The sequence below is a fragment of the Coprococcus sp. AF99-45 genome (assembly GCF_027663865.1).
Lineage (GTDB): Bacteria > Bacillota > Clostridia > Lachnospirales > Lachnospiraceae > Allocoprococcus > Allocoprococcus comes.
Genome location: NZ_JAQDGZ010000008.1, coordinates 74730 through 97412, shown reverse-complemented (window position 1 = coordinate 97412; position 22683 = coordinate 74730). Strand labels below are relative to the sequence as shown.

The following is a 22683-nucleotide window of genomic DNA, read 5'->3' as shown; positions in this document are numbered from 1 at the left end:
TTTTCATTGCTTTTTTAAATATTTTATGTTATAATATATTATTTATATATTTATGCAAATTATATCGCTTTATAATATACATCTGTAACCTCGTATATTGCGATTTAAGACATTTTTATGGTGCAAGCCTATATTTGTATTATTTAATCTATCAAGCCAATATAAAGGCAAATAAGAAGAAATAAAACTTTTTTTATATTTTTTTCAAATATGGCGTGAGTTTTTTTCTGCTCGATTGTTATATATAGTGAACAGTGTATGAGAAAAGTTTTCGCCCCGTAAATTCTAGTTGGCTTTTTGCTGTAGATATACGTCATGCACTGTTTTTTTGTTGTAAAAAACAATCATATAAAGATATTATAATCGTAATATTCTTATATCATTGTTTTGTACTGTAGATGCAATAGACACTCCTTTCTGTTTTGATTACTATTTTGATTACTTTGTGATTACAATATGTTTAAAACACTGTAAATACAAGGGTTTGCGTTATGTCCGGCGGTTTCAAGTCCCGCTGCCGGCAGTTGATAATTAACTGGAATTGAATAAAAGATATGAGAAGTACATTGCGATGATTCGTGATGTATTTTTTCGTATATACACAATTGTTGTGGCACATTTCGTGTATCTGTAATTTTGATGAGGATCTTTTTTACCCCTTCATGTATTGAAAATATCAAAAAAAAATGTCATAATGAGATGTTGTATATTTGAACGAATAGATAGAAAAGATAGAAGTAAGTGATGAGACTTACAGAGAGGCAGTTGATTATGAGCAAAATCGTATTGATAGACGGACACAGTATTCTGAACAGGGCGTTTTTCGGACTTCCGGATCTGACAAATGCGGAAGGACTCCATACGAATGCAATATATGGATTCTTAAATATTATGTTCAAGATCCTGGAGGAGGAAAAGCCGGAGTATCTGACCGTTGCATTTGATGTGCATGCGCCGACTTTCCGCCATAAGATGTTTGAGGCGTATAAGGGGACGAGAAAGCCGATGGCAGAAGAACTCAGACAGCAGGTACCGTTGATGAAGGAAGTTTTGCATGCTATGGGAATCCGGACGATCGAGCAGGAAGGGCTGGAGGCAGATGACCTTCTTGGAACGCTGTCCAAAAGATGCGAGAGAATGGGGATGGAAGTGGTCATTATTTCCGGAGACAGAGATCTTCTCCAGCTTGCTACAGACCATGTTGAGATCCGAATTCCGAAGACAAAACGGACCGGAACTGAGATCGAGAATTATTATGCAGTGGACGTAAAAGAAAAATACCAGGTGACACCGACAGAATTTATCGATGTGAAAGCATTGATGGGAGATACTTCAGATAATATCCCAGGGGTGCCGGGAGTCGGAGAAAAGACGGCGACCAAGATTATTGTAGAATACGGATCTATTGAAAATGCCTACAAGCATGCATCCGAACTGAAGCCGCCGAGAGCATCGAAAAATCTGGTGGAATACTGGGATCAGGCACAAATGAGTAAGGTGCTGGCGACAATCGATGTAGACGCGGATTTTGCTTATGAACTGGAAGAGGCGAAGCTTGGAAATCTTTATACAGAGGAAGCTTATGTCTATTTCCAGAGACTGCAGTTCAAGAATCTGCTGAATCGTTTTGATGTGCAGAGTGAGAATTCGATTGAAGATGCATTTGTGATCGCTGTGGGAAAAGAAGAAATTCAGAAAATCTTTGCGGAGGCAGAAAAAGCGCAGACGGTGGGAGCCGTTCTTTACAAAGACACCAGAAATGTACTTCCGCTGTTTGCAGGAAATGCTGAAATAGGTGGAATTGGAATTTCGTTTGGAAAAGAGAAGATCTACTGTATTCCGGCAGGAAATGGATACAGCATGGAGGAACTTCTGGAGGCACTTGTACATGTGGCAAAGCATGCCGGACGGTTTGTGGTGTTTGATCTGAAGTCATCCCTGCCTTATCTGAAAGGATTAGAAGGAGCAGCAGAGGAGAAGTGCTTTGACAGTATTGTAGCAGCTTACCTCCTGAATCCGTTGAAAAATGATTATGGATTTGAAGATGTGGCACAGGAGCATCTTGGATTGATGATCGATCCGAAGACAGAACTGGAAAAAATGGTCTGTTATGAAGCCTATGCTGCATTTGCGTCATCGGCAGTTTTGGAAGAAAAGCTGAAAAAAGAGGAAATGTGGAAGCTTTTTACAGAAATAGAGATGCCGCTTGTATTTACTCTGTTCCACATGGAGCAGAATGGGGTGCGTGTAGAAGCAGAAGAACTGAAAAGCTATGGAGAACAGCTTGGCGGAAAAATCATACAGCTGGAAAAGGAAATTTATGAGCTTGCTGGGGAAGAATTTAATATCAATTCACCAAAGCAGCTGGGCGTGGTCCTTTTTGAACATCTGTCCCTCCCAAATGGAAAGAAGACGAAAACAGGATATTCGACGGCAGCAGACGTATTGGATAAGCTGGCACCGGATTATCCGATCGTGGCAAAAATCCTGGAATATCGTCAGCTTGCCAAGCTGAAATCGACTTATGCAGATGGGCTTGCCGTGTTTATTCATGAAGATGATCACCGGATCCATGGAAAATTCAACCAGACAGTCACAGCGACCGGACGTATCAGCAGTACAGAGCCAAACCTGCAGAATATCCCGGCGAGGGTAGAACTTGGACGGCTGATCCGTAAAGTATTTGTGCCGGAAGAGGGATATGTGTTTGTAGATGCGGATTATTCGCAGATAGAACTGCGTGTGCTGGCACATTGCTCCGGAGATGCAGCACTGATCGAAGCATACCGGGAGGCAAAGGACATTCACCGGATCACAGCTTCTCAGGTGTTTCATACTCCGTTTGATGAAGTGACCGATCTGCAGAGGCGAAATGCAAAAGCAGTCAACTTTGGTATTGTCTATGGGATCAGTTCTTTTGGACTGAGCCAGGATTTAAGTATTACGAGAAAAGAAGCGGCCGAATATATTGACCGTTATTTTGAAACCTATCCGGGCATCAAGAAATTTCTGGATGATGCAGTTGCTCATGCAAAAGAACAGGGATATGTTGTGACCTTATTTGGCAGAAGAAGACCGGTTCCGGAGCTGTCTTCCAGCAATTTTATGCAGAGACAATTCGGGGAACGTGTGGCAATGAATTCTCCGATCCAGGGAACGGCTGCAGATATCATGAAAATCGCAATGATCGCTGTGGACAAAGAGCTTCGCATGAGAAACATGAAATCCAGGCTGGTTCTGCAGGTACACGACGAACTTCTGATCGAGACATGGAAGGAAGAGGAAGAGGAAGTGCGGGAGATCCTGAAAGAAGGCATGATGCATGCGGCAGATCTTTCCGTTCCGCTTGAAATTGACATGCATAGTGGAAAAAACTGGTATGAGGCAAAATAGAAGGAAACAGATATGAGAAAAATAGGAATAACAGGAGGCATTGGTTCCGGGAAGAGCAAAGTACTCGACTTTTTAAGTGTAGTGTGCGGTGCGGTGATCTGCCAGTCAGATCTGGTGGCACATCAGGTACAGCTTCCGGGAGAAAAATGTTATCAGAAGGTCGTGGAGACGTTTGGGAAAGAAATTTTAAATCCTGACGGAACGATTGATCGGAAAATTCTTGGCAGAATTGTGTTTGATCAGCCAGAGAAACTGCAAAAGCTTAATGCGATCGTGCATCCGGCGGTCAATGAAAAGATCCGGGAGGAAATGCAGAAGGCGCAGGAAGAGGGAAAAGAGCTTTTTATTCTGGAAGCCGCACTCCTTACGGAACCGGTATATCGTGAGATGTTGGATGAGATCTGGTATATTCATGTGCCACAGGAGATCCGGATGGAGAGACTGAGAAGTTCACGCGGATATTCAGATGAAAAAATGTATGCGGTGTTTGCAAATCAGCCGTCGGAAGAGACATTTACAGCGGTTTCGGATCTTGTGATCGAAAACGGCGGAACCTTTGAAGAAACGGAAAAACAGATAGACTTGGCACTGGGAAGAGGCTAAGAACAGGGAGAAGAAACAAGATGAGATTATGCAGCATTGCCAGTGGCAGCAGCGGAAACTGTATTTATGTGGGGAGCGATCGAACGCATCTGCTTGTAGATACAGGAATCAGCAAAAAACGAATTGAGGAAGGCTTAAAGGAACTTGAAATAAAAGGGAAAGAGCTGGATGGAATCCTGATTACCCATGAACATGCAGATCATATTCAGGGACTTGGTGTATTCAGCAGAAAATATGAGATCCCAATCTATGGAACACCGGGAACGATTCAGGGAATCCGTGATTATAAAAATCTCGGGAAAATGCCGGAAGGACTTTACCATGAAATCCAGGTAGACAAAGAATTTAAGCTGGGTGATATTGACGTGCATCCATTTGCTATTTCCCATGATGCAAATGAACCGAGCGGCTACCGCTTTGAGCAGGATGGAAAGAAGATCGCGGTAGCAACGGATCTTGGAAAATACGATGAATATACGGTAGAGAACCTGAAGGATTTAAATGCGGTTCTTCTGGAATCTAACCATGATATACATATGCTGGAAGTCGGTCCTTATCCGTATTACCTGAAGCAGAGAGTTCTTGGGGACAGAGGACATTTATCAAATGAATTGTCAGGACGGCTTCTTTGTGATATACTACACAATAACTTGCGGAGTGTATTGCTGGGGCATTTGAGCAAGGAGAATAATTACGAAGAACTTGCATATGAGACTGTCAAGCTGGAGGTCACTTTGGGGCAGAACCCGTATAAGGGGGATGATATACCGATCGCAGTTGCAAAAAGGGATCAGGTGTCTGCAGTGATCGAGGTTTAGAAAAAGAAAGTATGCAGAATTAGATTCAGGAGGACAGGCAGAATGAAGAAATGCATTATTACAGTAGTCGGTAAAGATTCGGTCGGAATTATTGCGAAAGTATGTACATACCTGGCAGAGACCAATATCAATATTTTAAATATTTCCCAGACAATCGTGGATGGGTATTTTAATATGATGGCGGTTGCAGATGTGGAAAATTCAAAAAAAGAACTGGATATCGTAGCGGTAGAACTTCGTGATATCGGCTTACAGATCGGTGTCAATATTCATTGTCAGAGAGAAGAGATTTTTGAAAAAATGCACAGAGTGTAAGGAGAACCGTTATGATTAATTTTTACGAAGTAGTAGAAACAAACCAGATGATCGAAGAAGAAAATCTGGATGTAAGAACAATCACATTGGGTATCAGTCTGATGGACTGTATTGACTCAGATCTGGACAGACTGAATGAAAAGATATATAAAAAAATCACAACACTTGCAAAGGATCTTGTATCGACAGGAGAGAAGATCGAAAGTGAATTTGGAATTCCGATCGTTAATAAGCGGATTTCCATTACACCGGTTGCACTTGTTGGCGGTTCAGCCTGCAAAAAACCAGAGGATTTTGTGACGATCGCAGAGACACTGGATAAAGCAGCAAAGGAAGTCGGTGTAAACTTTATCGGAGGATATTCTGCAATCGTATCCAAGGGAATGACAAAGAGCGATGAACTCCTGATCCGTTCCATTCCGATGGCAATGGCAAAGACAGAGCGTGTGTGCAGTTCGGTCAATGTAGGTTCGACAAAGACTGGTATTGATATGGATGCAGTCCGTCTTTGCGGCGAGATTGTAAAAGAGACAGCAGAGGCGACAAAGGACAAGGATTCGATTGGCTGTGCAAAATTTGTAGTTTTATGTAATGCACCGGATGATAACCCGTTTATGGCAGGGGCCTTTTTAGGTGTTACCGAAGGAGATGCCGTGATCAATGTCGGTGTCAGCGGACCTGGTGTTGTAAAAAGAGCGATTGAAAAATGTCGTGGCGAGGGCTTTCAGGAACTTTGTGATACGATCAAGAAGACCGCATTTAAGGTGACAAGGGTTGGTCAGCTTGTAGCCGGAGAAGCTTCCAAAAGGCTTGGTATTCCGTTCGGAATCATTGACCTGTCACTTGCACCGACACCGGCTGTTGGCGATTCAGTAGCGGAGATTCTGGAAGAAATCGGACTTGAGAGAGTTGGCGCACCAGGAACAACAGCAGCACTTGCTATGCTGAACGATCAGGTGAAAAAAGGTGGCGTTATGGCGTCTTCCTATGTAGGAGGTTTAAGCGGAGCTTTTATTCCGGTCAGTGAGGATAAAGGAATGATCGATGCAGTCAATGCCGGATCTCTTTGTATAGAAAAGCTGGAGGCGATGACTTGTGTCTGCTCGGTAGGACTTGATATGATCGCTATTCCGGGTAAGACGAAAGCTACTACGATTTCCGGGATCATTGCGGATGAGATGGCGATCGGAATGGTCAATCAGAAGACAACGGCGGTTCGTGTGATACCTGTAGTTGGAAAGGATGTTGGAGATATGGCAGAGTTTGGTGGTCTTTTGGGATATGCGCCGATCATGCCGGTCAATGAATTTGACTGCAGTGCATTTGTGAATCGAAAGGGAAGAATTCCTGCACCGATACATAGTTTTAAAAATTAGAAAGAGGTAAAGAGAGCATGGGGAAAGTTGCGATTGTAACAGATAGTAACAGTGGAATTACACAGGCAGAAGGAAAGAAAATGGGAATTTACGTACTTCCGATGCCATTCTATATCAATGAGGAGTTGTTTTACGAGGATATCACACTCACGCAGGAGGAGTTTTATGAAAAACTGGCAGGAGATGCAGATATTAAGACTTCCCAACCGGCTCCCGGAGATGTAATGGATATGTGGGACAAGGCGCTGGAGGAATATGATGAGGTTGTACATATTCCGATGTCAGCCGGTCTTAGCAGTTCATGTGAGACTGCAATCATGCTTTCCCAGGACTATGATGGAAAAGTACAGGTCGTAAATAATCACCGGATTTCTGTTACGCAGCGAAGATCGGTGGAAGAGGCGAAAAAGCTTGCAGATGCTGGAAAGAGCGCGGCAGAAATTAAAGAACTGTTAGAAGCGATCCAGTGGGACAGTGATATCTATATTACAGTAGATACTTTAAAATACCTGAAGAAAGGCGGCAGACTTACACCGGCAGCTGCAGCGATTGGAACGGTTCTGAACCTGAAGCCAGTTCTCCGTCTTAAAGGAGAAAAGCTGGATGCGTTTGCGAAGTCAAGAGGATGGAAGAGTGCAAAGAAGACGATGATCAAGACAATTAATGAGATTCGTACTTCAGAATTCGGAGATTGTGATGGAAAAAAAGATTTGTATCTGGATGCAGCTTACACAGGAGACCGCAAGGAGGCACAGGAATGGCTGGATGAGCTTCATGAAGCATTTCCGGAGTTTGAAATCCGGATGGATCCACTGTCGTTGAGTGTGGCATGCCATATCGGACCTGGAGCCAGGGCAGTGACTCTTACCAAAATTCTTCATGTGAACTAAATGAGAAAGAGACTTTTTGCACAAACATGCGTAGTGGTGGTGTGCAAAAAGTCTCTTTTTTGACAAAGGGGAAGGGTTAAATAATTTGCAACTGCTTCTGGTATTCATTTGTAAAAGGTGTGCCAAATTTCTCGGTAATTATGGATTCATACAGGTCTGATGCGAAAATGTCCAGGTTCAGGAGGACCTGGGTGGCGGAGGTGAGATTTCTGGCATCTGCAAGCTTTGTGATCAGAGGGATGGCGGCATACTCTTTGATCTCTTTAAGAATTTGAGTATCTTTTTTTTGAAAACCGAGTACGCGGGCATAAAGGGCGGATGTGGATGACCGCTCTTTTTTTGCTTTGCCGGAAATGTTGCCGGAATCTTCTGCAAAACAGAAAGGAGGCTCATGTCGGAAGGTGTCCTTTTCTATGCCGAGCAGGATGTGCAGCAGGGTGCGGCTGATCCGGGTGTAGGTAAGCTCTCTGGTTTTCAGAAGATCGCAGAAGGAACTCCAGGTAGCAAAATCATTTCTCTGATTGATGATCCGGTTGGCGAGGTCTTTGCTGACATCAAGGTAATCGGTCAGAGAGGAAGCACTCTCACAGAGCAGTCGATACTTTAGCAGGAGCGAAAAATCATCCTGGGTAACCGGAAGTGAGGACTGGTAATTCTTTCGCAGCAGATCTGAAGAAGCGGGCGGAAGTTGTCCTGCGACGGATGAAAAAGCATCTTCTGGTAAAGATGGATTCAGAATTCGGTTGCGGATCGCAGTTGCGGAACTGAAGGTTTCGCAGAGGGCAGTATCGTGGTAGCCGGATCCCTCGCGGGGAATCGCGAAAGGCTGGATCGGACTTTTGAAATACCGGAGCGCTTTTAAGTATTCAATCCCAAGGGTATTGTTTGGTGAGGACAGGATTTCGGCAAGGGACGGATCCTTTGTATAGACACTTAGGGCAGTCTGGCGTGCCTGCGGAAACGGTCGGCCTTTTCGCAGCTCATCCTGCAGGAGCTGCCGGTAGACTTCTGGCTCTTCGGAAAGAATCCGGGCAAGCCGATTGAGTTTTTTGATATCGCCACACTCACTGCCAAAACAGAGATAGGAAATACAGCCAAGACTGTTAAAAATAGAAACGGCACCTCTTGCAAACAACTCTGCACTGCCACAGGAAAAAAGGACCGGGAGCTCCAGAATGAGTGATGCACCGCCAAGAAGGGCAGCTTTTGCCCGCAAATGCTTTGGTGCGATAGCAGGGGCGCCACGCTGGACGAAGTCACCACTCATAAGGATAACTGCCGCATCTGCCCCTGTTTTTTGAAGTGCCTGGTCTATATGATACTGATGCCCGTTGTGGAACGGATTATATTCTGCGATGATACCGACGATTTTCATACTTTTAACTAAAATCTCCTTTGTGTTGTTTGTGAAAAGATTATACTATAAAAAGAGTTTTTGTGCAAAAAACATTGTACTGGAAAATATTACGTGAAAAAAATAACATTACTTGTATACAATGTGTGCAAGGAGTATAATTAAGAATAGAGTGTGAGTTCTAATAAAGAAAATTCTAGTACCAGAAGGGAGAAACATCAATGAATGTATTAGTAATCAACTGCGGAAGTTCATCACTGAAGTTCCAGCTCATCAACTCAGAATCGGAGGCGGTTCTCGCAAAAGGTCTTTGCGAAAGAATCGGTATTGACGGAAGACTTACCTATCAGCCGGCAGGTGGAGAGAAGAATGTATCTGAAAAGGCTATGCCTACACATACAGAAGCAATCCAGTTCGTAATCGACGCGCTGACAGATGCAGATACAGGTGTTGTTAAGAGCCTTGACGAAATCGGAGCAGTCGGACATCGTGTTGTTCACGGCGGAGAAAAGTTTGCAAAATCTGTAGTTGTAACACCGGAAGTAAAAGCTGCGATCGCAGAGTGCAATGACCTTGCACCACTTCACAACCCGGCAAACTTAATCGGAATCGAAGCTTGTGAAAGCCTGATGCCGGGCACACCACAGGTTGTTGTATTTGATACTGCTTTTCATCAGACAATGCCTGAGAAAGCTTATATGTATGGACTTCCATATGAATATTATGAAAAATACAAAGTAAGACGTTACGGATTCCACGGAACAAGCCACAGCTTCGTATCTAAGAGAGTAGCTGAGATTGTTGGAAAACCATACAACGCAACAAAGACGATCGTATGCCATCTTGGTAATGGAGCATCTGTTTCAGCAGTGCTTAACGGAGAATCAGTAGATACCTCTATGGGACTTACTCCGTTGGAAGGTCTTGTAATGGGAACACGTTCCGGAGATATTGATCCGGCGATCATGGAATTCATTGCTAAGAAAGAAAACCTTGACATTGCAGGAATTATGAATGTCCTGAACAAGAAATCAGGTGTGGAAGGTGTATCCGGTGTATCCAGCGACTTCCGTGATCTTGAGGCAGCAGCAAAAGCAGGCAACAAGCGTGCAGAACTTGCAATCGACGTATTTGCATACAGAGTAGCAAAATATGTTGGTGCTTACACAGCAGCAATGAACGGTGTTGATAATATCGTATTTACAGCAGGTATCGGTGAGAACTGTGCACTTGTAAGAACAAAAGTCTGCAGCTATCTTGGATATCTTGGAATTACAATCGATGAAGAAGCAAATGGAAAACGTGGAGAAGAGATCATAATCTCTACACCAGATTCCAAAGTGAAAGTTCTTGTAGTTCCGACAAACGAAGAACTTGCAATTGCAAGAGAGACAGTTGCACTTGTATAACAGAAGAAATTAGAAAAAACCTTAAAATCTGTAAATCATCCTTGACAAAAAGAATTTACATGGTATAATAGTTTAGGTGTGAACAGGAGAAAGAATTATGTTAATTGACCTGTCCGAAGTCTTATCTGAACCGCATAAGTCCATTGACGAAGTGGTCGGCACTGAGATGAAAGAAGTGAAGGTGAACGGAAGCAGATTTCCGGTAAGCCGGACACAGCCTGTGCATATTTATGTCGAGTATGCCGGCGAAAAAAAACTTCATATCAGTTGTGAGACAAGTCTTACGGTAATCATTCCGTGTGACAGATGTCTTACAGATGTACCGACAGATTTCACGCTTTCCTTTGAAAAGCAGGTGAATACAGCTCTGGCAGACGGAGAAGATGATGGCGAATCCGATGAAGCGAATTACATTGACGGATATCATCTTGATGTGGAGCAGCTGCTCTATAACGAGATTTTAGTAGGGTGGCCGATGAAAGTTCTATGTAGCGAAGACTGTAAAGGGATTTGCAGTGTATGTGGTCAGAACTTGAATGAGGGAAGCTGCGACTGCGAAGACACCAGTCTTGACCCTAGAATGTCAGTTATCCGCGATCTTTACAAGAATTTTAAGGAGGTGTAACCTATGTCAATTTGTCCAAAGAATAAATCTTCTAAAGCAAGAAGAGACAAGAGAAGAGCAAACTGGAAAATGAGCGCACCGAATCTGGTGAAATGCAGCAAATGTGGAGAACTTATGATGCCACACAGAGTTTGCAAAGCTTGTGGATCTTACAACAAGAGAGAAATCGTTACTGTAGAAAACTAATTAAAAAAGGCTATAGTACAGGAGTTAGGCGTATTGCTTAACTCCTTTTCTTTTTTCTAATTTTCCTAAATCTGCTAAATATTATTGATTTTTACGGTCATGTCTAGTAGAATTGGTTTAGTAATGCTGGGAGGTAACAGTATGAAAGAAATAACAAAAGTTGTTGTCGATGCAATGGGCGGAGACAACGCACCGCATGAGATCATCAAAGGTGCGGTCGAGGCGGTCGGGAAGTCAGATGCGATCCATGTGATTCTGGTCGGAAAAGAAGATGTCATCAATCAGGAACTTTCCGGGTACACATATAATAAAGAACAGATTTCGGTTGTTCATACATCGGAAGTAATTGAGACAGCAGAACCGCCGGTTATGGCGATCCGCAGAAAGAAAGACTCATCCATTGTGGTAGGTCTTAAGATGGTGAAGGATAAAGAAGCTGACGCTTTTGTTTCAGCAGGAAGTTCCGGTGCGGTTCTTGCCGGGGGACAGCTTCTGGTTGGACGTATCAAAGGGGTGGAAAGGCCACCGCTTGCACCACTGATCCCGACAGAAAAAGGATTCTCCATTTTGATCGACTGTGGGGCGAATGTAGATGCAAGACCTTCACATCTGGTGCAGTTTGCCAAGATGGGTTCGATCTATATGGAACATATTATGGGAGTCAAGAATCCGAAGGTTGCGATCGTCAATATCGGAGCTGAGGAAGAAAAGGGTAATGCCCTGGTCAAGGAGACTTTTCCTATGCTGAAAGAATGTAAGGATATTAACTTTATCGGAAGCATTGAAGCGAGAGAAATCCCTCACGGACAGGCAGATGTTATCGTCTGTGAAGCATTTACCGGCAACGTGATCCTGAAACTCTATGAAGGAGTAGCATCGGTTCTTGTAAGCAAGATTAAAGGTGGTATGAAGCAGAATCTCCGCGGCATGATCGGTGGACTTCTGGTTAAGCCGGTGCTGAAAAAGACTATGAAGGATTTTGACGCAAGTGAGTACGGTGGAGCACCACTGCTTGGACTCACCGGTCTGGTAGTAAAGACACACGGCAGTTCCAAAGCAAAAGAAGTCTGCAATTCAATTTTGCAGTGTGTAACCTTCAAAGAAGAAGGAATCAATGAAAAGATCAAAGAATGTATTCAGGCGGAAGAAAAATCCGCACAGGAATAAGCTCAGAAAGGATTAAGAATTATGGAATTTGAAAAACTGAAAGACATTATTGTTGATGTGATGGGATGTAACCCGGATGAAATTACGATGGACACTACATTTGTAGATGATCTGGGAGCTGATTCGCTTGATATTTTCCAGATTATTATGGGAATTGAAGATGCATTTGATATCGAAATTGAAAATGAAGATGCAGAAAAGATCGCAACAGTAGGTGATGCTGTAGAACAGATCAAGAACGCTGTTAACTAGGGAAAATGATTACAGGGGACATCCCCATTTTTGGGGAGTGTCCTTTTTTAAAATTGGAGGAGCAATCATGAGCAGAAATGTAAAGGAACTGGAAGAAAAAATCGGCTACAATTTCAAGGACAGCCATTTGCTCAGACATGCTGTGACGCACAGCTCTTATGTGAATGAAAAGCATATGAAGAAGGCAGACTGTAATGAACGTCTGGAATTCCTTGGAGATGCTGTTCTGGAACTGATTTCAAGCGAATATCTTTTTTTCGAGAACCAGACAATGCCGGAAGGAGAACTGACTAAGTTAAGAGCAAGCATGGTATGCGAGAAGGCACTTGCATTTTGTGCGCGGGATCTGGAACTTGGAAGTTATCTGCTGCTTGGGAAAGGTGAGGACGCGACCGGTGGAAGATTCAGAGAGTCTATTACCTCGGATGCATTGGAAGCACTGATTGGTGCGATTTATCTGGATGGTGGTTTTGCTAATGCGAAAGAGTTTATTTTAAAATATATTTTAAACGACCTGGAAGGGAAACGGCTCTTTTATGATAGCAAGACTATCCTGCAGGAAATGGTACAGGGCGGTCAGGAAAAAGGAATTGTCTACCAGCTGGTAGGAGAAGAGGGACCGGACCACAATAAATCCTTCCGTGTAGAGGTTGTGATCGGCGGAGAAGCCTTTGGATGTGGTATCGGAAGAACCAAAAAGGCTGCCGAACAGGAAGCGGCTTATCAGGCAATCCTGAAGCTGAAAGAAGGAAAGGTACAGTAGGTGAGGCATGTATTTAAAAAGTATTGAAGTACAGGGATTCAAGTCTTTTGCAAATAAGATTGTCTTTGAATTTCATAACGGGATCACCGGAATCGTCGGACCGAACGGAAGTGGGAAAAGTAACGTGGCGGATGCCGTCCGCTGGGTACTCGGAGAGCAGAAGGTGAAGCAGCTCCGTGGAGGTACGATGCAGGATGTTATTTTTTCCGGTACGGAAAACCGGAAACCCCTCAGCTACGCATCGGTTGCGATCACACTGGATAATTCAGATCACAAACTCCCGGTGGAGTTTGAAGAGGTTAAAGTCACAAGAAAGTTGTACCGTTCGGGGGAAAGTGAATATCTGATCAACGGCAGTGTCTGCAGGCTCAAAGATATCAATGAGATGTTTTATGATACAGGTATCGGAAAAGAAGGATATTCGATCATCGGACAGGGACAGATTGACAAGATCCTGAGCGGTAAGCCGGAAGAGAGACGAGAGCTTTTTGATGAGGCGGCCGGGATTGTCAAATTTAAGCGCCGCAAGGCGTTATCTCTTCGCAAACTGGAAGAAGAGCAGAGCAATCTGGTCCGTGTCAATGATATTTTGGGAGAGTTGGAAAAGCAGTTTGGTCCGCTTCAGAAACAGTCGGAGACAGCGAAGGAATATCTGAAAAAGAGAGAAGAACTGAAGCATTATGACATCAATATGTTCCTGGTGGAGATGAAACGTCTGAAGGGGCAGATCCGGGAAAACGATGAGAAGCTGAAGATTGCGCAGGATGAACTCATTGAAGCCGGCAAAAAGCATGAAGATATGAAGGCACAGTATGAGAAGATCGAGCAGGAAGTAGATGAGATCGACGCCGGAATTGAGCATGCAAAAAGCCAGAGAAATGAGACAACACTTCTGAAGCAGCAGTTGGAAAACCAGATCGAGCTTTTAAAAGAGCAGATCAACAGTGTCCGTATGAATGATGAACACTATGAAAAACGCGCAAACGATATTCAGGCAGAGCTTGCAAACCGTGAAAGGCAGAAATCCGAACTGGAAGAAGAAAAAGCAGAGATCGACAGACATCTTGCAGCTGCATCTGAGAGACAAAAGCAGGCAGGAGAGGAGCTGACTGCCCTGCAGAGCCGGATTGCAGAGATGACAGTGGAGATTGAAAAGAATCAGAACGATATCCGTGAGCTTCTGAATAACCGTGCATCCACGAAGGCAAAGCTGCAGCATTATGAAACGACGCTTGAACAGATCAAGGTACGCCGGGCACTGCTTTACAAACGTCTGGTAGAAGCGGAGAGTGATGTACAGAGGCAACAGGAACTTGCCGCGCAGTATACGGAAGAACTGAAGGCAGTATCAGGTAAGATCACGGATTCTGTAGAACAGATCAAAAACTATGAAACAGAGATTGCCGGACTGCAAAAAGAGATCGGACAGGCAAATGAAAACCTGCGAAACAGGCAGAATGCTTATCACAGGGAGTACTCTCGTCTGGAGTCTCTGAGGAACCTTACGGAGCGTTACGATGGTTATGGGAACAGTATCCGTCGTGTGATGGAGCAGAAAAGCCGCGAGCCGAAAATCCTGGGGGTTGTGGCTGATCTGATCAAAGTAGATAAAAAATATGAGACTGCGGTGGAGATCGCACTTGGAGGCAGTATCCAGAATATCGTTACTGCAGACGAAGAGACTGCAAAAAAAATGATTGGTTATCTGAAGCAGAACCGGTATGGACGTGCAACTTTCCTTCCATTGACAGCGATTCGTGGGGGACAGGGATTTGCCAGGGCAGAAGCCCTTCGCGAGCCGGGGGTGATCGGCACGGCGGACAAGCTGGTAACGGTAGAAGATAAATTTACATCTCTTGCAGAGCATCTTCTTGGAAGAACTCTTGTGGCAGACAACATTGATACTGGGATCCGTCTGGCAAGAAAGTACCGTCAGTCCCTGCGTATCGTTACGCTGGAAGGAGATTTGATCAATCCTGGCGGAGCAATGAGTGGTGGAGCATTTAAGAATTCCAGTAATCTGCTCAGCAGAAGACGTGAGATTGAAGAACTGGAAAAGACGGTTGCGCGTCTGAAAACAGAACTCCAGAAATCGGAAACAGAAGTTGCGGCCGCAAAGGAGAAGCGGACGACGCTGTATGCAAAGGTGGAAGAGATCCAGCAGGAATTGCAGAATGACTATGTGGTTCAAAATACTGCGAAGATGAATCTGGACCAGGTAAAAAGCCGTCAAAATGCGACCAGAGAAAATTCAGAAGGAATTTATGCGGAGCGCAAGAAACTGGAAGAACAGGTTCATGAGATCGAGGAAAACGAAGAATCGATCAAAATGGAACTGGAGACCAGCCAGCAACTGGAGGACGAGCTGACACGCCAGATGGAAAGCTCACAGAAGTGGCTGGAAAAAGAGCGTGAGACAGAAGCGGCAGAAGTGCGCAAAAATGAAAATATTCACCTCAGTTTTGCTGCATTGGAGCAGAAAAAAGATTTTATCGAGGAGAATTTTGTCCGTATCCGGGAAGAGATGGGAAAATTCCAGGAAGAGCTTGCCACTTTAAATGCAAGCAAAGGAGAGAATCACGGTGAAATAGAGCAAAAGGAAGCACAGATTACCGAAATCCGGCAGACGATAGAGAATTCAAAGGAATTATTTGAGGAAATCAACAAAGAGATCGAAGAATCGCAGAAAAAGCGGGAAGAACTGAATCAGAAGCATAAGGCATTCCTGAAAAAGCGAGAAGATCTGGCAGCCCATATGGCAGAGCTTGATAAAGAATCCTTCCGGCTTACCAGCAAGAAAGAAGGCTACGAGGAAGCTTTGGAAAAGCAGATCAATTATATGTGGGAAGAGTACGAACTGACGTATAATCATGCACTGGAAATCCGGGATGAGAGTCTGACAGATCCTGCCGAGATGCGAAGGCGGATCCAGGAATTAAAGACGGAGATCCGGAAACTCGGATCGGTGAACGTCAATGCGATCGAAGATTTTAAAAATCTTTCCGAGCGGTATGAATTTATGAAAACGCAGCATGATGATCTGGTAGAGGCAGAAGCAACGCTCAAGAAGATCATTGAAGAACTGGACGAGGCGATGCGCAAGCAGTTTACTGAGCAGTTTGCGAAGATCAGCCAGGAGTTTAATCAGGTGTTTAAACAACTGTTCGGTGGTGGAAAAGGAACTCTGGAACTGATGGATGATGAGGATGTGCTGGAAGCCGGAATCCGGATTATTGCGCAGCCGCCGGGTAAAAAACTTCAGAATATGATGCAGCTTTCCGGTGGAGAAAAGGCGTTGACGGCGATTTCGCTGCTGTTTGCAATCCAGAATCTGAAACCTTCCCCGTTTTGTCTGCTGGATGAAATCGAGGCGGCACTGGATGATTCTAATGTCACGAGATTTGCACAGTATTTGCACAAGCTGACGAAAAATACACAGTTTATCGTCATTACACACCGTCGCGGTACGATGACAGCGGCAGACCGGCTGTATGGGATCACTATGCAGGAAAAAGGGGTATCAACGCTGGTATCTGTGGATCTTCTGGAAGATGAGCTTACAAAGTAGTGGATAGGAGGATATGATGGCAGAAGAAAAAATGGGATTTTTTAAGCGTCTGGTAGCAGGACTTAACAAGACGCGCGATAATATCGTGTCTGGAATGGACAGTATTTTTCATGGATTTTCAAAGATAGATGAGGACTTTTATGAGGAACTGGAAGAGGTTCTGATCATGGGAGATCTGGGGGTAAAAGCAACTTACGCGATTCTTGATGATCTTCGTAAAAAAGTAAAAGAACAGCATATCAAAGAGCCGATTGAGTGCAGACAGCTCCTGATCGACAGTATCAAAGAGCAGATGGATGTAGGCGAGACAGCTTATGAATTTGAAAACCAGACTTCTGTTGTTCTGGTGATCGGAGTAAATGGAGTCGGAAAGACGACTACTATCGGAAAACTTGCCGGTAAGATGAGAGGTCAGGGCAAGAAGGTTGTGCTTGCTGCAGCAGATACTTTCCGTGCCGCTGCGGGCGATCAATTAAAGGAATGGGCACATCGTTCGGATGCAGATCTGATCGGCGGACAGGAAGGTGCAGATCCGGCAGCCATCGTTTATGATGCGGTAGCGGCTGCAAAAGCGAGAAAGGCAGATATCCTTCTGGTGGATACAGCCGGAAGACTTCACAATAAAAAGAACCTGATGGAGGAACTGAAGAAGATTAACCGTGTGCTGGAAAGAGAATATCCGGAAGCATACAGGGAAACTTTGGTCGTTCTGGATGCAACGACCGGACAGAATGCACTTTCACAGGCAAAGGAATTCAGTGATGTTGCGGATATTACAGGAATTATCCTGACTAAGATGGATGGAACGGCCAAAGGTGGAATTGCAGTTGCAATTCAGGCAGAGCTTGGAATTCCTGTTAAATATATAGGTGTCGGTGAGACAATCGATGATCTGCAGAAATTCGATTCCGACGAATTTGTACAGGCATTATTTACAACAGAAGAAAAGAAGGAAGAAGGAGAAGAATAATAATATGCTGACATTGGAAAAATTTGAAGAAGCAAGCGAGATCGTAAAACGTGTGACACGTCCGACAAAGCTTATCTACAGTGAGTATCTCAGTAGTCAGACCGGGGGAAAGGTCTATTTGAAACCGGAAAATATGCAGTACACAGGTGCATACAAATTAAGAGGAGCTTATTACAAGATCAGCACACTTTCTGAGGAAGATCGTGCAAAAGGTCTGATCACAGCTTCAGCAGGAAACCATGCGCAGGGTGTGGCATATGCGGCAAAAGCGTTTGGATGTAAGGCGACGATTGTTATGCCAACTGTCACTCCGCTGATTAAGGTAAACCGTACCAAGAGCTATGGCGCCGAGGTTGTTTTACACGGAGATGTCTATGACGATGCCTGCGCAAAGGCCTATGAGCTTGCAGAAGAGTACGGATATACTTTTGTACATCCGTTTGATGATCTGGATGTAGCTACCGGACAGGGAACGATTGCAATGGAAATTGTCCAGGAACTCCCGACCGTTGATTATATCCTTGCACCGATCGGGGGCGGCGGACTGATCACAGGTGTATCTACACTTGCGAAAATGCTGAATCCAAAGATCAAAGTGATTGGTGTGGAACCGGCAGAAGCAGCAAGTATGACTGCTGCAATCGAAGCAGGACATACCGTAACACTTCCAAGTGCCAACACGATCGCAGATGGTACAGCAGTAAAAAAAGTCGGGGAACAGAATCTCCCATACGTCATGGAAAATGTAGACCAGATCGTAACTGTAGAAGACGATGAACTGGTCGGAGCATTCCTTGATATGGTGGAAAACCATAAAATGGTAGTAGAAAACTCCGGTCTTCTTTCTGTTGCAGCTTTAAAACAGCTGGATCTGAAAGGTAAGAAAGTAGTATCTATCTTAAGCGGCGGGAACATGGATGTTATTACCATGTCTTCAGTTGTACAGCACGGACTGATCCAGAGAGACCGTATCTTCTCTGTATCGGTACTTCTTCCGGATAAACCGGGTGAACTGGTAAAAGTGGCACAGACGATTGCAGAAGAGCAGGGAAATGTGATCAAACTGGAACATAATCAGTTTGTAAGTATTAACCGAAATGCGGCTGTGGAGCTTCGTGTGACACTGGAAGCATTTGGAACCGATCATAAGAACCGGATCATTGCGGCATTGGAGGCAGCCGGGTTCAGACCGAAGCTGATCAGTGCGAAGTTATATTAGAATGTTTAAGAGGACAGTCTTATCCCCTGGTGAGGGATGAGGCTGTCTTTTTTTGAAAATAAGGTTGTTAGGTCGGGCGAGAAAAAGAATCTCTTCCAATCCTATTTTGTCCACCGGAGATGAAACTCAAAAAGTGTGGAAGCCTCTGCTGAGATAATTTTCGCCTTCAGAAGGTCATGGGAAGGGTTTGCACAACCTGGATGGGAAGAGATTCTTTTTCTCGCCCGGCCAATGAACGGTATTGGTTAAAAGGGCAGGACTGCTTCATAGTGAGGGAGAGGGGATAGAGACTGCAAATGTGATTGGGTGCTTGTTAAAGACGGGAGATATAGATGGAAAAATATGGAAATTTAACCAATTAGCACTTTAATTGAATGAAATACTGGGTTAAAGTCACGAAATGAGGAAAATGGGGTTGACATCGAAGGTATAGTTGTATACAATAATACAAAAATACAGGTCAGGGAGTGACGGTTATGGAAAATAGAAAGGTTTATCTGGATAAGCATACAAATTTATTGCAACTTGAGGAGCATATGTACCCGCTGGTAGACGTGGACACACCGAATGTGTTCCGGAACCTGTTTCATTATGATGAGATTCCGAAGATTGCGTTTAATGATCGTATTGTACCGCACAGTATGCCGGATGAGATTTGGATCACGGATACGACATTCAGGGATGGACAGCAGTCGAGAGCACCCTATTCAACGGATCAGATTGTAACCATTTTCGATTATATGCACAGGCTTGGAGGTTCGCAGGGGAAGATTCGTCAGAGTGAATTTTTCTTATACAGCAAGAAAGACCGTGATGCCGTATATAAATGTATGGAAAGAGGTTATAAGTTCCCGGAGGTCACAAGCTGGATCCGTGCAAATAAAAAGGATTTTGAGCTGGTAAAAGATCTGGGAATGAAGGAAACCGGAATTCTGGTAAGCTGTTCGGATTATCATATTTTTTATAAACTGAAGATGACAAGACGAGAGGCGATGGAACATTATCTGTCAGTTATACGTGAATGTCTGGAGACCGGTGTCAGTCCAAGATGTCATCTGGAAGATATTACCAGATCGGATATTTATGGATTTGTCATTCCATTCTGTCTGGAACTGATGCATCTGATGGAAGAATATCAGATTCCGGTGAAGATCCGTGTCTGTGATACAATGGGATACGGAGTCAACTATCCGGGGGCTGTGATTCCTCGTTCCATTCCGGGTATCATTTACGGACTCAGAGTACATGCAGGTGTACCGAGTGAACTGATCGAATTCCACGGACATAATGATTTTTACAAGGCAGTCAACAATTCAACAACGGCCTGGCTTTATGGAGCATGTGGTGTGAACTGTTCCTTGTTTGGAATCGGTGAACGTACCGGCAATACGCCGCTGGAAGCGATGATTTTTGAATATGCGCAGCTTCGTGGAACGCTGGATGGTATGGATACAACGGTGATTACTGAACTGGCAGAATATTATGAAAAAGAGATTGGATATCAGATTCCGCCGCGTACCCCGTTTGTCGGAAAGAATTTCAATGTAACCCGTGCGGGGATCCATGCAGACGGACTGTTAAAGAACGAAGAAATCTACAATGTGTTTGATACCGGCAAGTTTCTGAACCGTCCACCGCTGGTTGCTGTGTCAAATACTTCCGGTCTTGCAGGTATTGCACACTGGATAAATACATATTATCACCTGAAAAATGAGAAACAGGTAGACAAGAATTCCATTTTAGTTGTAGAATTGAAGAAGTGGGTTGACGCGGAATATGAATCCGGCCGTGTGACCGTACTCACAGATCAGGAACTAATCCGGGAGATTGAGAGAATCTGTGACGAAAAGGGGATTACAATCTAACGAAATTCAGGAGAGAGATAAAATGGAAGAGTATTCATTGAGAAGTCAGGTTTTTCAGACCATCAGAGATGACATTCTGAAAGGTAAGTATGAAGAAAATGACGAACTCAGGGAAGCAACATTGGGGAAGGAACTTGGAGTTAGCCGTACACCGGTAAGAGAGGCACTTAGACAGCTGGAACTGGAGGGACTGGTGAACATCATCCCAAATAAAGGAGCTTATGTTACCGGTATTTCCGATAAGGATGTACATGATATTTATATGATTCGTTCCATGCTGGAAGGATTATGCGTCCGTTGGGCAACAGAACATATTACACAGGAGCAGCTGGAAGAACTGGATGAGATCATTCTTTTATCCGAGTATCATATGGATAAAGGACATTCCGATCAGCTGACAGAGCTGGATGGAAGATTCCATCAGATTCTGTATGAGGCATCACAGAGCAGGATTCTGGATCATGTGCTTTCAGATTTTCACAAATATGTACAGCTTGCAAGAAGGACTTCCGTTAAGACAGAAGAGCGTGCGATCAAGTCGATTGGTGAGCATAACGAGATCCTGAATGCCATCAAGGCGAAGGATGCGGAAAAAGCCGGCAATCTGGCAACGATCCATATTATGCATGTTATGGAGAACCTGCATATCGAAGAAAAATAGCCAAAAAGGAGACGAAGTTATGAGTAAAATTCAGATGACGACACCGATTGTTGAGATGGACGGAGATGAGATGACCAGAATTCTCTGGAGGATGATAAAAGATGATCTTCTTCTGCCGTATATCGATCTTAAGACAGATTATTATGATCTTGGATTGGAACACCGCAATGAGACAGATGACCAAGTTACAGTTGATTCGGCTAATGCGACAAAGAAGTACAAAGTAGCAGTCAAATGTGCGACCATTACACCGAATGCGGCAAGAGTAAAAGAATATGAACTCAAAGAGATGTGGAAGAGTCCGAACGGAACAATCCGTGCGATTCTGGATGGAACGGTATTTCGTGCTCCAATCGTGGTAAAAGGAATTGAACCATGTGTAAAGAACTGGAAGAAGCCGATCACGATTGCCCGTCATGCTTATGGGGATGTATATAAAGGAACCGAGATGAAGATTCCGGGACCTGGAAAGGCAGAGCTGGTCTACACGGCACCTGACGGAACAGAGACAAGAGAGCTGATCCATAATTTCGATGGAGCAGGTATTATCCAGGGAATGCACAATATCAATGCATCGATTGAAAGTTTTGCAAGAAGCTGTTTTAGTTATGCACTGGATACAAAGCAGGATCTTTGGTTTGCAACAAAAGATACCATTTCCAAAAAATATGACCATACTTTCAAAGATATCTTCCAGGAGATCTTTGATGCGGAGTATAAGAACCTTTTTGATGAAGCGGGAATTGAATATTTCTACACGCTGATCGATGATGCGGTAGCCCGTGTAATGAAGTCAGAGGGTGGTTATATCTGGGCATGTAAGAATTATGACGGGGATGTGATGAGTGATATGGTTTCCTCAGCATTTGGTTCACTTGCCATGATGACATCTGTACTGGTATCACCGGAAGGCTTTTATGAATATGAAGCTGCACATGGAACAGTACAGCGTCATTATTATAAACACCTGAAAGGGGAAGAGACTTCAACAAACTCTGTTGCAACAATTTTTGCATGGACAGGAGCTTTGCGCAAGAGAGGAGAACTGGATGGGAACCAGGAACTGATGGATTTTGCAGACCGTTTGGAAAAAGCAACGATTGATACGATTGAAGAGGGTTATATGACAAAGGATCTGGCAATGATCACAACTCTTCCGGAGGTACATGTACTGAACAGTGAAGGGTTTATTAAAGCGATTGCAGAAAGATTATAAAAAGAGCAGGGAATGCATGAAGGGCGTATCTCT

19 protein-coding genes are annotated in these 22683 nt (G+C 44.0%); 18 read left to right on the top strand and 1 reads right to left on the bottom strand.

Features of this window, described 5'->3' with window-relative positions; translation table 11 throughout:
- Window positions 1-768 precede the first annotated feature (768 nt).
- The 6 genes from polA to PGR14_RS08320 are packed head-to-tail and all read left to right on the top strand — an operon-like array spanning window position 769 to window position 7395.
- Window positions 769-3393, top strand: coding sequence for a DNA polymerase I (polA, locus tag PGR14_RS08345; RefSeq protein WP_270223228.1), 2625 nt, complete (start codon window positions 769-771; stop codon window positions 3391-3393).
- A gap of 12 nt (window positions 3394-3405) precedes the next feature.
- Window positions 3406-3996, top strand: coding sequence for a dephospho-CoA kinase (gene coaE, locus PGR14_RS08340; protein ID WP_008372230.1), 591 nt, complete (start codon window positions 3406-3408; stop codon window positions 3994-3996).
- Window positions 3997-4016: 20 nt separating this feature from the next.
- A complete protein-coding gene (locus PGR14_RS08335; RefSeq protein ID WP_055248322.1) occupies window positions 4017-4814 on the top strand; it encodes an MBL fold metallo-hydrolase in 798 nt (265 codons plus the stop codon).
- Between the two features lie 42 nt (window positions 4815-4856).
- A complete protein-coding gene (locus PGR14_RS08330) occupies window positions 4857-5129 on the top strand; it encodes an ACT domain-containing protein (RefSeq protein ID WP_022219876.1) in 273 nt (90 codons plus the stop codon).
- An 11-nt stretch (window positions 5130-5140) separates the two neighbouring features.
- Window positions 5141-6505, top strand: coding sequence for a PFL family protein (locus PGR14_RS08325; RefSeq protein WP_055248324.1), 1365 nt, complete (start codon window positions 5141-5143; stop codon window positions 6503-6505).
- A 17-nt stretch (window positions 6506-6522) separates the two neighbouring features.
- Window positions 6523-7395, top strand: coding sequence for a DegV family protein (locus PGR14_RS08320; RefSeq protein ID WP_008372222.1), 873 nt, complete (start codon window positions 6523-6525; stop codon window positions 7393-7395).
- 76 nt (window positions 7396-7471) lie between these two features.
- On the opposite strand, the gene PGR14_RS08315 is transcribed toward PGR14_RS08320, so the two are convergent.
- Window positions 7472-8770: a nucleotidyltransferase gene (locus tag PGR14_RS08315; RefSeq protein WP_173690659.1), complete on the bottom strand. Its 1299-nt coding sequence runs from the start codon at window positions 8768-8770 to the stop codon at window positions 7472-7474.
- 200 nt (window positions 8771-8970) lie between these two features.
- On the opposite strand from PGR14_RS08315, the gene PGR14_RS08310 reads away from it, so the two are divergent.
- The 12 genes from PGR14_RS08310 (at window position 8971) to PGR14_RS08255 (ending at window position 22650) form a co-directional block, all read left to right on the top strand.
- Window positions 8971-10158 (top strand): acetate kinase, encoded by a 1188-nt coding sequence (locus PGR14_RS08310; RefSeq protein WP_055248329.1) that lies wholly within the window; start codon window positions 8971-8973, stop codon window positions 10156-10158.
- A gap of 97 nt (window positions 10159-10255) precedes the next feature.
- Window positions 10256-10783: a YceD family protein gene (locus PGR14_RS08305; protein WP_173686327.1), complete on the top strand. Its 528-nt coding sequence runs from the start codon at window positions 10256-10258 to the stop codon at window positions 10781-10783.
- Between the two features lie 3 nt (window positions 10784-10786).
- Window positions 10787-10969 (top strand): 50S ribosomal protein L32, encoded by a 183-nt coding sequence (gene rpmF / locus PGR14_RS08300; RefSeq protein WP_008372209.1) that lies wholly within the window; start codon window positions 10787-10789, stop codon window positions 10967-10969.
- Between the two features lie 141 nt (window positions 10970-11110).
- Window positions 11111-12136 carry a phosphate acyltransferase PlsX gene (gene plsX, locus PGR14_RS08295; protein WP_022219879.1) on the top strand — a complete coding sequence of 342 codons (1026 nt, stop codon included), beginning with the start codon at window positions 11111-11113 and terminating at the stop codon, window positions 12134-12136.
- Window positions 12137-12157: 21 nt separating this feature from the next.
- Window positions 12158-12388, top strand: coding sequence for an acyl carrier protein (gene acpP / locus PGR14_RS08290; RefSeq protein WP_008372189.1), 231 nt, complete (start codon window positions 12158-12160; stop codon window positions 12386-12388).
- A 67-nt stretch (window positions 12389-12455) separates the two neighbouring features.
- Window positions 12456-13151, top strand: a complete 696-nt coding sequence (rnc, locus tag PGR14_RS08285) for a ribonuclease III (protein WP_022219880.1) — start codon at window positions 12456-12458, stop codon at window positions 13149-13151.
- A 7-nt stretch (window positions 13152-13158) separates the two neighbouring features.
- On the top strand, window positions 13159-16719 hold the full coding sequence (gene smc / locus PGR14_RS08280; RefSeq protein WP_055248332.1) for a chromosome segregation protein SMC: 3561 nt from the start codon (window positions 13159-13161) through the stop codon (window positions 16717-16719).
- 16 nt (window positions 16720-16735) lie between these two features.
- On the top strand, window positions 16736-17689 hold the full coding sequence (ftsY, locus tag PGR14_RS08275; protein ID WP_022219882.1) for a signal recognition particle-docking protein FtsY: 954 nt from the start codon (window positions 16736-16738) through the stop codon (window positions 17687-17689).
- Window positions 17690-17693: 4 nt separating this feature from the next.
- Window positions 17694-18908 carry a threonine ammonia-lyase gene (gene ilvA / locus PGR14_RS08270; RefSeq protein ID WP_008372180.1) on the top strand — a complete coding sequence of 405 codons (1215 nt, stop codon included), beginning with the start codon at window positions 17694-17696 and terminating at the stop codon, window positions 18906-18908.
- A 476-nt stretch (window positions 18909-19384) separates the two neighbouring features.
- Window positions 19385-20773 carry a 2-isopropylmalate synthase gene (locus PGR14_RS08265; RefSeq protein WP_055156693.1) on the top strand — a complete coding sequence of 463 codons (1389 nt, stop codon included), beginning with the start codon at window positions 19385-19387 and terminating at the stop codon, window positions 20771-20773.
- Window positions 20774-20795: 22 nt separating this feature from the next.
- Window positions 20796-21434: a GntR family transcriptional regulator gene (locus PGR14_RS08260; protein WP_055248874.1), complete on the top strand. Its 639-nt coding sequence runs from the start codon at window positions 20796-20798 to the stop codon at window positions 21432-21434.
- 19 nt (window positions 21435-21453) lie between these two features.
- Complete coding sequence (locus tag PGR14_RS08255) at window positions 21454-22650, top strand: NADP-dependent isocitrate dehydrogenase (protein ID WP_055156697.1); 1197 nt, start codon at window positions 21454-21456, stop codon at window positions 22648-22650.
- Window positions 22651-22683 lie beyond the last annotated feature (33 nt).

Excerpts from the sequence above, each read along its gene's own strand:
- coaE (WP_008372230.1), top strand. The coding sequence starts at position 3,406 with ATGAGAAAAATAGGAATAACAGGAGGCATTGGTTCCGGGAAGAGCAAA.
- PGR14_RS08335 (WP_055248322.1), top strand. The coding sequence starts at position 4,017 with ATGAGATTATGCAGCATTGCCAGTGGCAGCAGCGGAAACTGTATTTAT.
- PGR14_RS08330 (WP_022219876.1), top strand. The coding sequence starts at position 4,857 with ATGAAGAAATGCATTATTACAGTAGTCGGTAAAGATTCGGTCGGAATT.
- PGR14_RS08325 (WP_055248324.1), top strand. The coding sequence starts at position 5,141 with ATGATTAATTTTTACGAAGTAGTAGAAACAAACCAGATGATCGAAGAA.
- PGR14_RS08320 (WP_008372222.1), top strand. The coding sequence starts at position 6,523 with ATGGGGAAAGTTGCGATTGTAACAGATAGTAACAGTGGAATTACACAG.
- PGR14_RS08315 (WP_173690659.1), bottom strand. The coding sequence starts at position 8,770 with ATGAAAATCGTCGGTATCATCGCAGAATATAATCCGTTCCACAACGGG.
- PGR14_RS08310 (WP_055248329.1), top strand. The coding sequence starts at position 8,971 with ATGAATGTATTAGTAATCAACTGCGGAAGTTCATCACTGAAGTTCCAG.
- PGR14_RS08305 (WP_173686327.1), top strand. The coding sequence starts at position 10,256 with ATGTTAATTGACCTGTCCGAAGTCTTATCTGAACCGCATAAGTCCATT.
- rpmF (WP_008372209.1), top strand. The coding sequence starts at position 10,787 with ATGTCAATTTGTCCAAAGAATAAATCTTCTAAAGCAAGAAGAGACAAG.
- plsX (WP_022219879.1), top strand. The coding sequence starts at position 11,111 with ATGAAAGAAATAACAAAAGTTGTTGTCGATGCAATGGGCGGAGACAAC.
- acpP (WP_008372189.1), top strand. The coding sequence starts at position 12,158 with ATGGAATTTGAAAAACTGAAAGACATTATTGTTGATGTGATGGGATGT.
- rnc (WP_022219880.1), top strand. The coding sequence starts at position 12,456 with ATGAGCAGAAATGTAAAGGAACTGGAAGAAAAAATCGGCTACAATTTC.
- smc (WP_055248332.1), top strand. The coding sequence starts at position 13,159 with ATGTATTTAAAAAGTATTGAAGTACAGGGATTCAAGTCTTTTGCAAAT.
- ftsY (WP_022219882.1), top strand. The coding sequence starts at position 16,736 with ATGGCAGAAGAAAAAATGGGATTTTTTAAGCGTCTGGTAGCAGGACTT.
- ilvA (WP_008372180.1), top strand. The coding sequence starts at position 17,694 with ATGCTGACATTGGAAAAATTTGAAGAAGCAAGCGAGATCGTAAAACGT.
- PGR14_RS08265 (WP_055156693.1), top strand. The coding sequence starts at position 19,385 with ATGGAAAATAGAAAGGTTTATCTGGATAAGCATACAAATTTATTGCAA.
- PGR14_RS08260 (WP_055248874.1), top strand. The coding sequence starts at position 20,796 with ATGGAAGAGTATTCATTGAGAAGTCAGGTTTTTCAGACCATCAGAGAT.
- PGR14_RS08255 (WP_055156697.1), top strand. The coding sequence starts at position 21,454 with ATGAGTAAAATTCAGATGACGACACCGATTGTTGAGATGGACGGAGAT.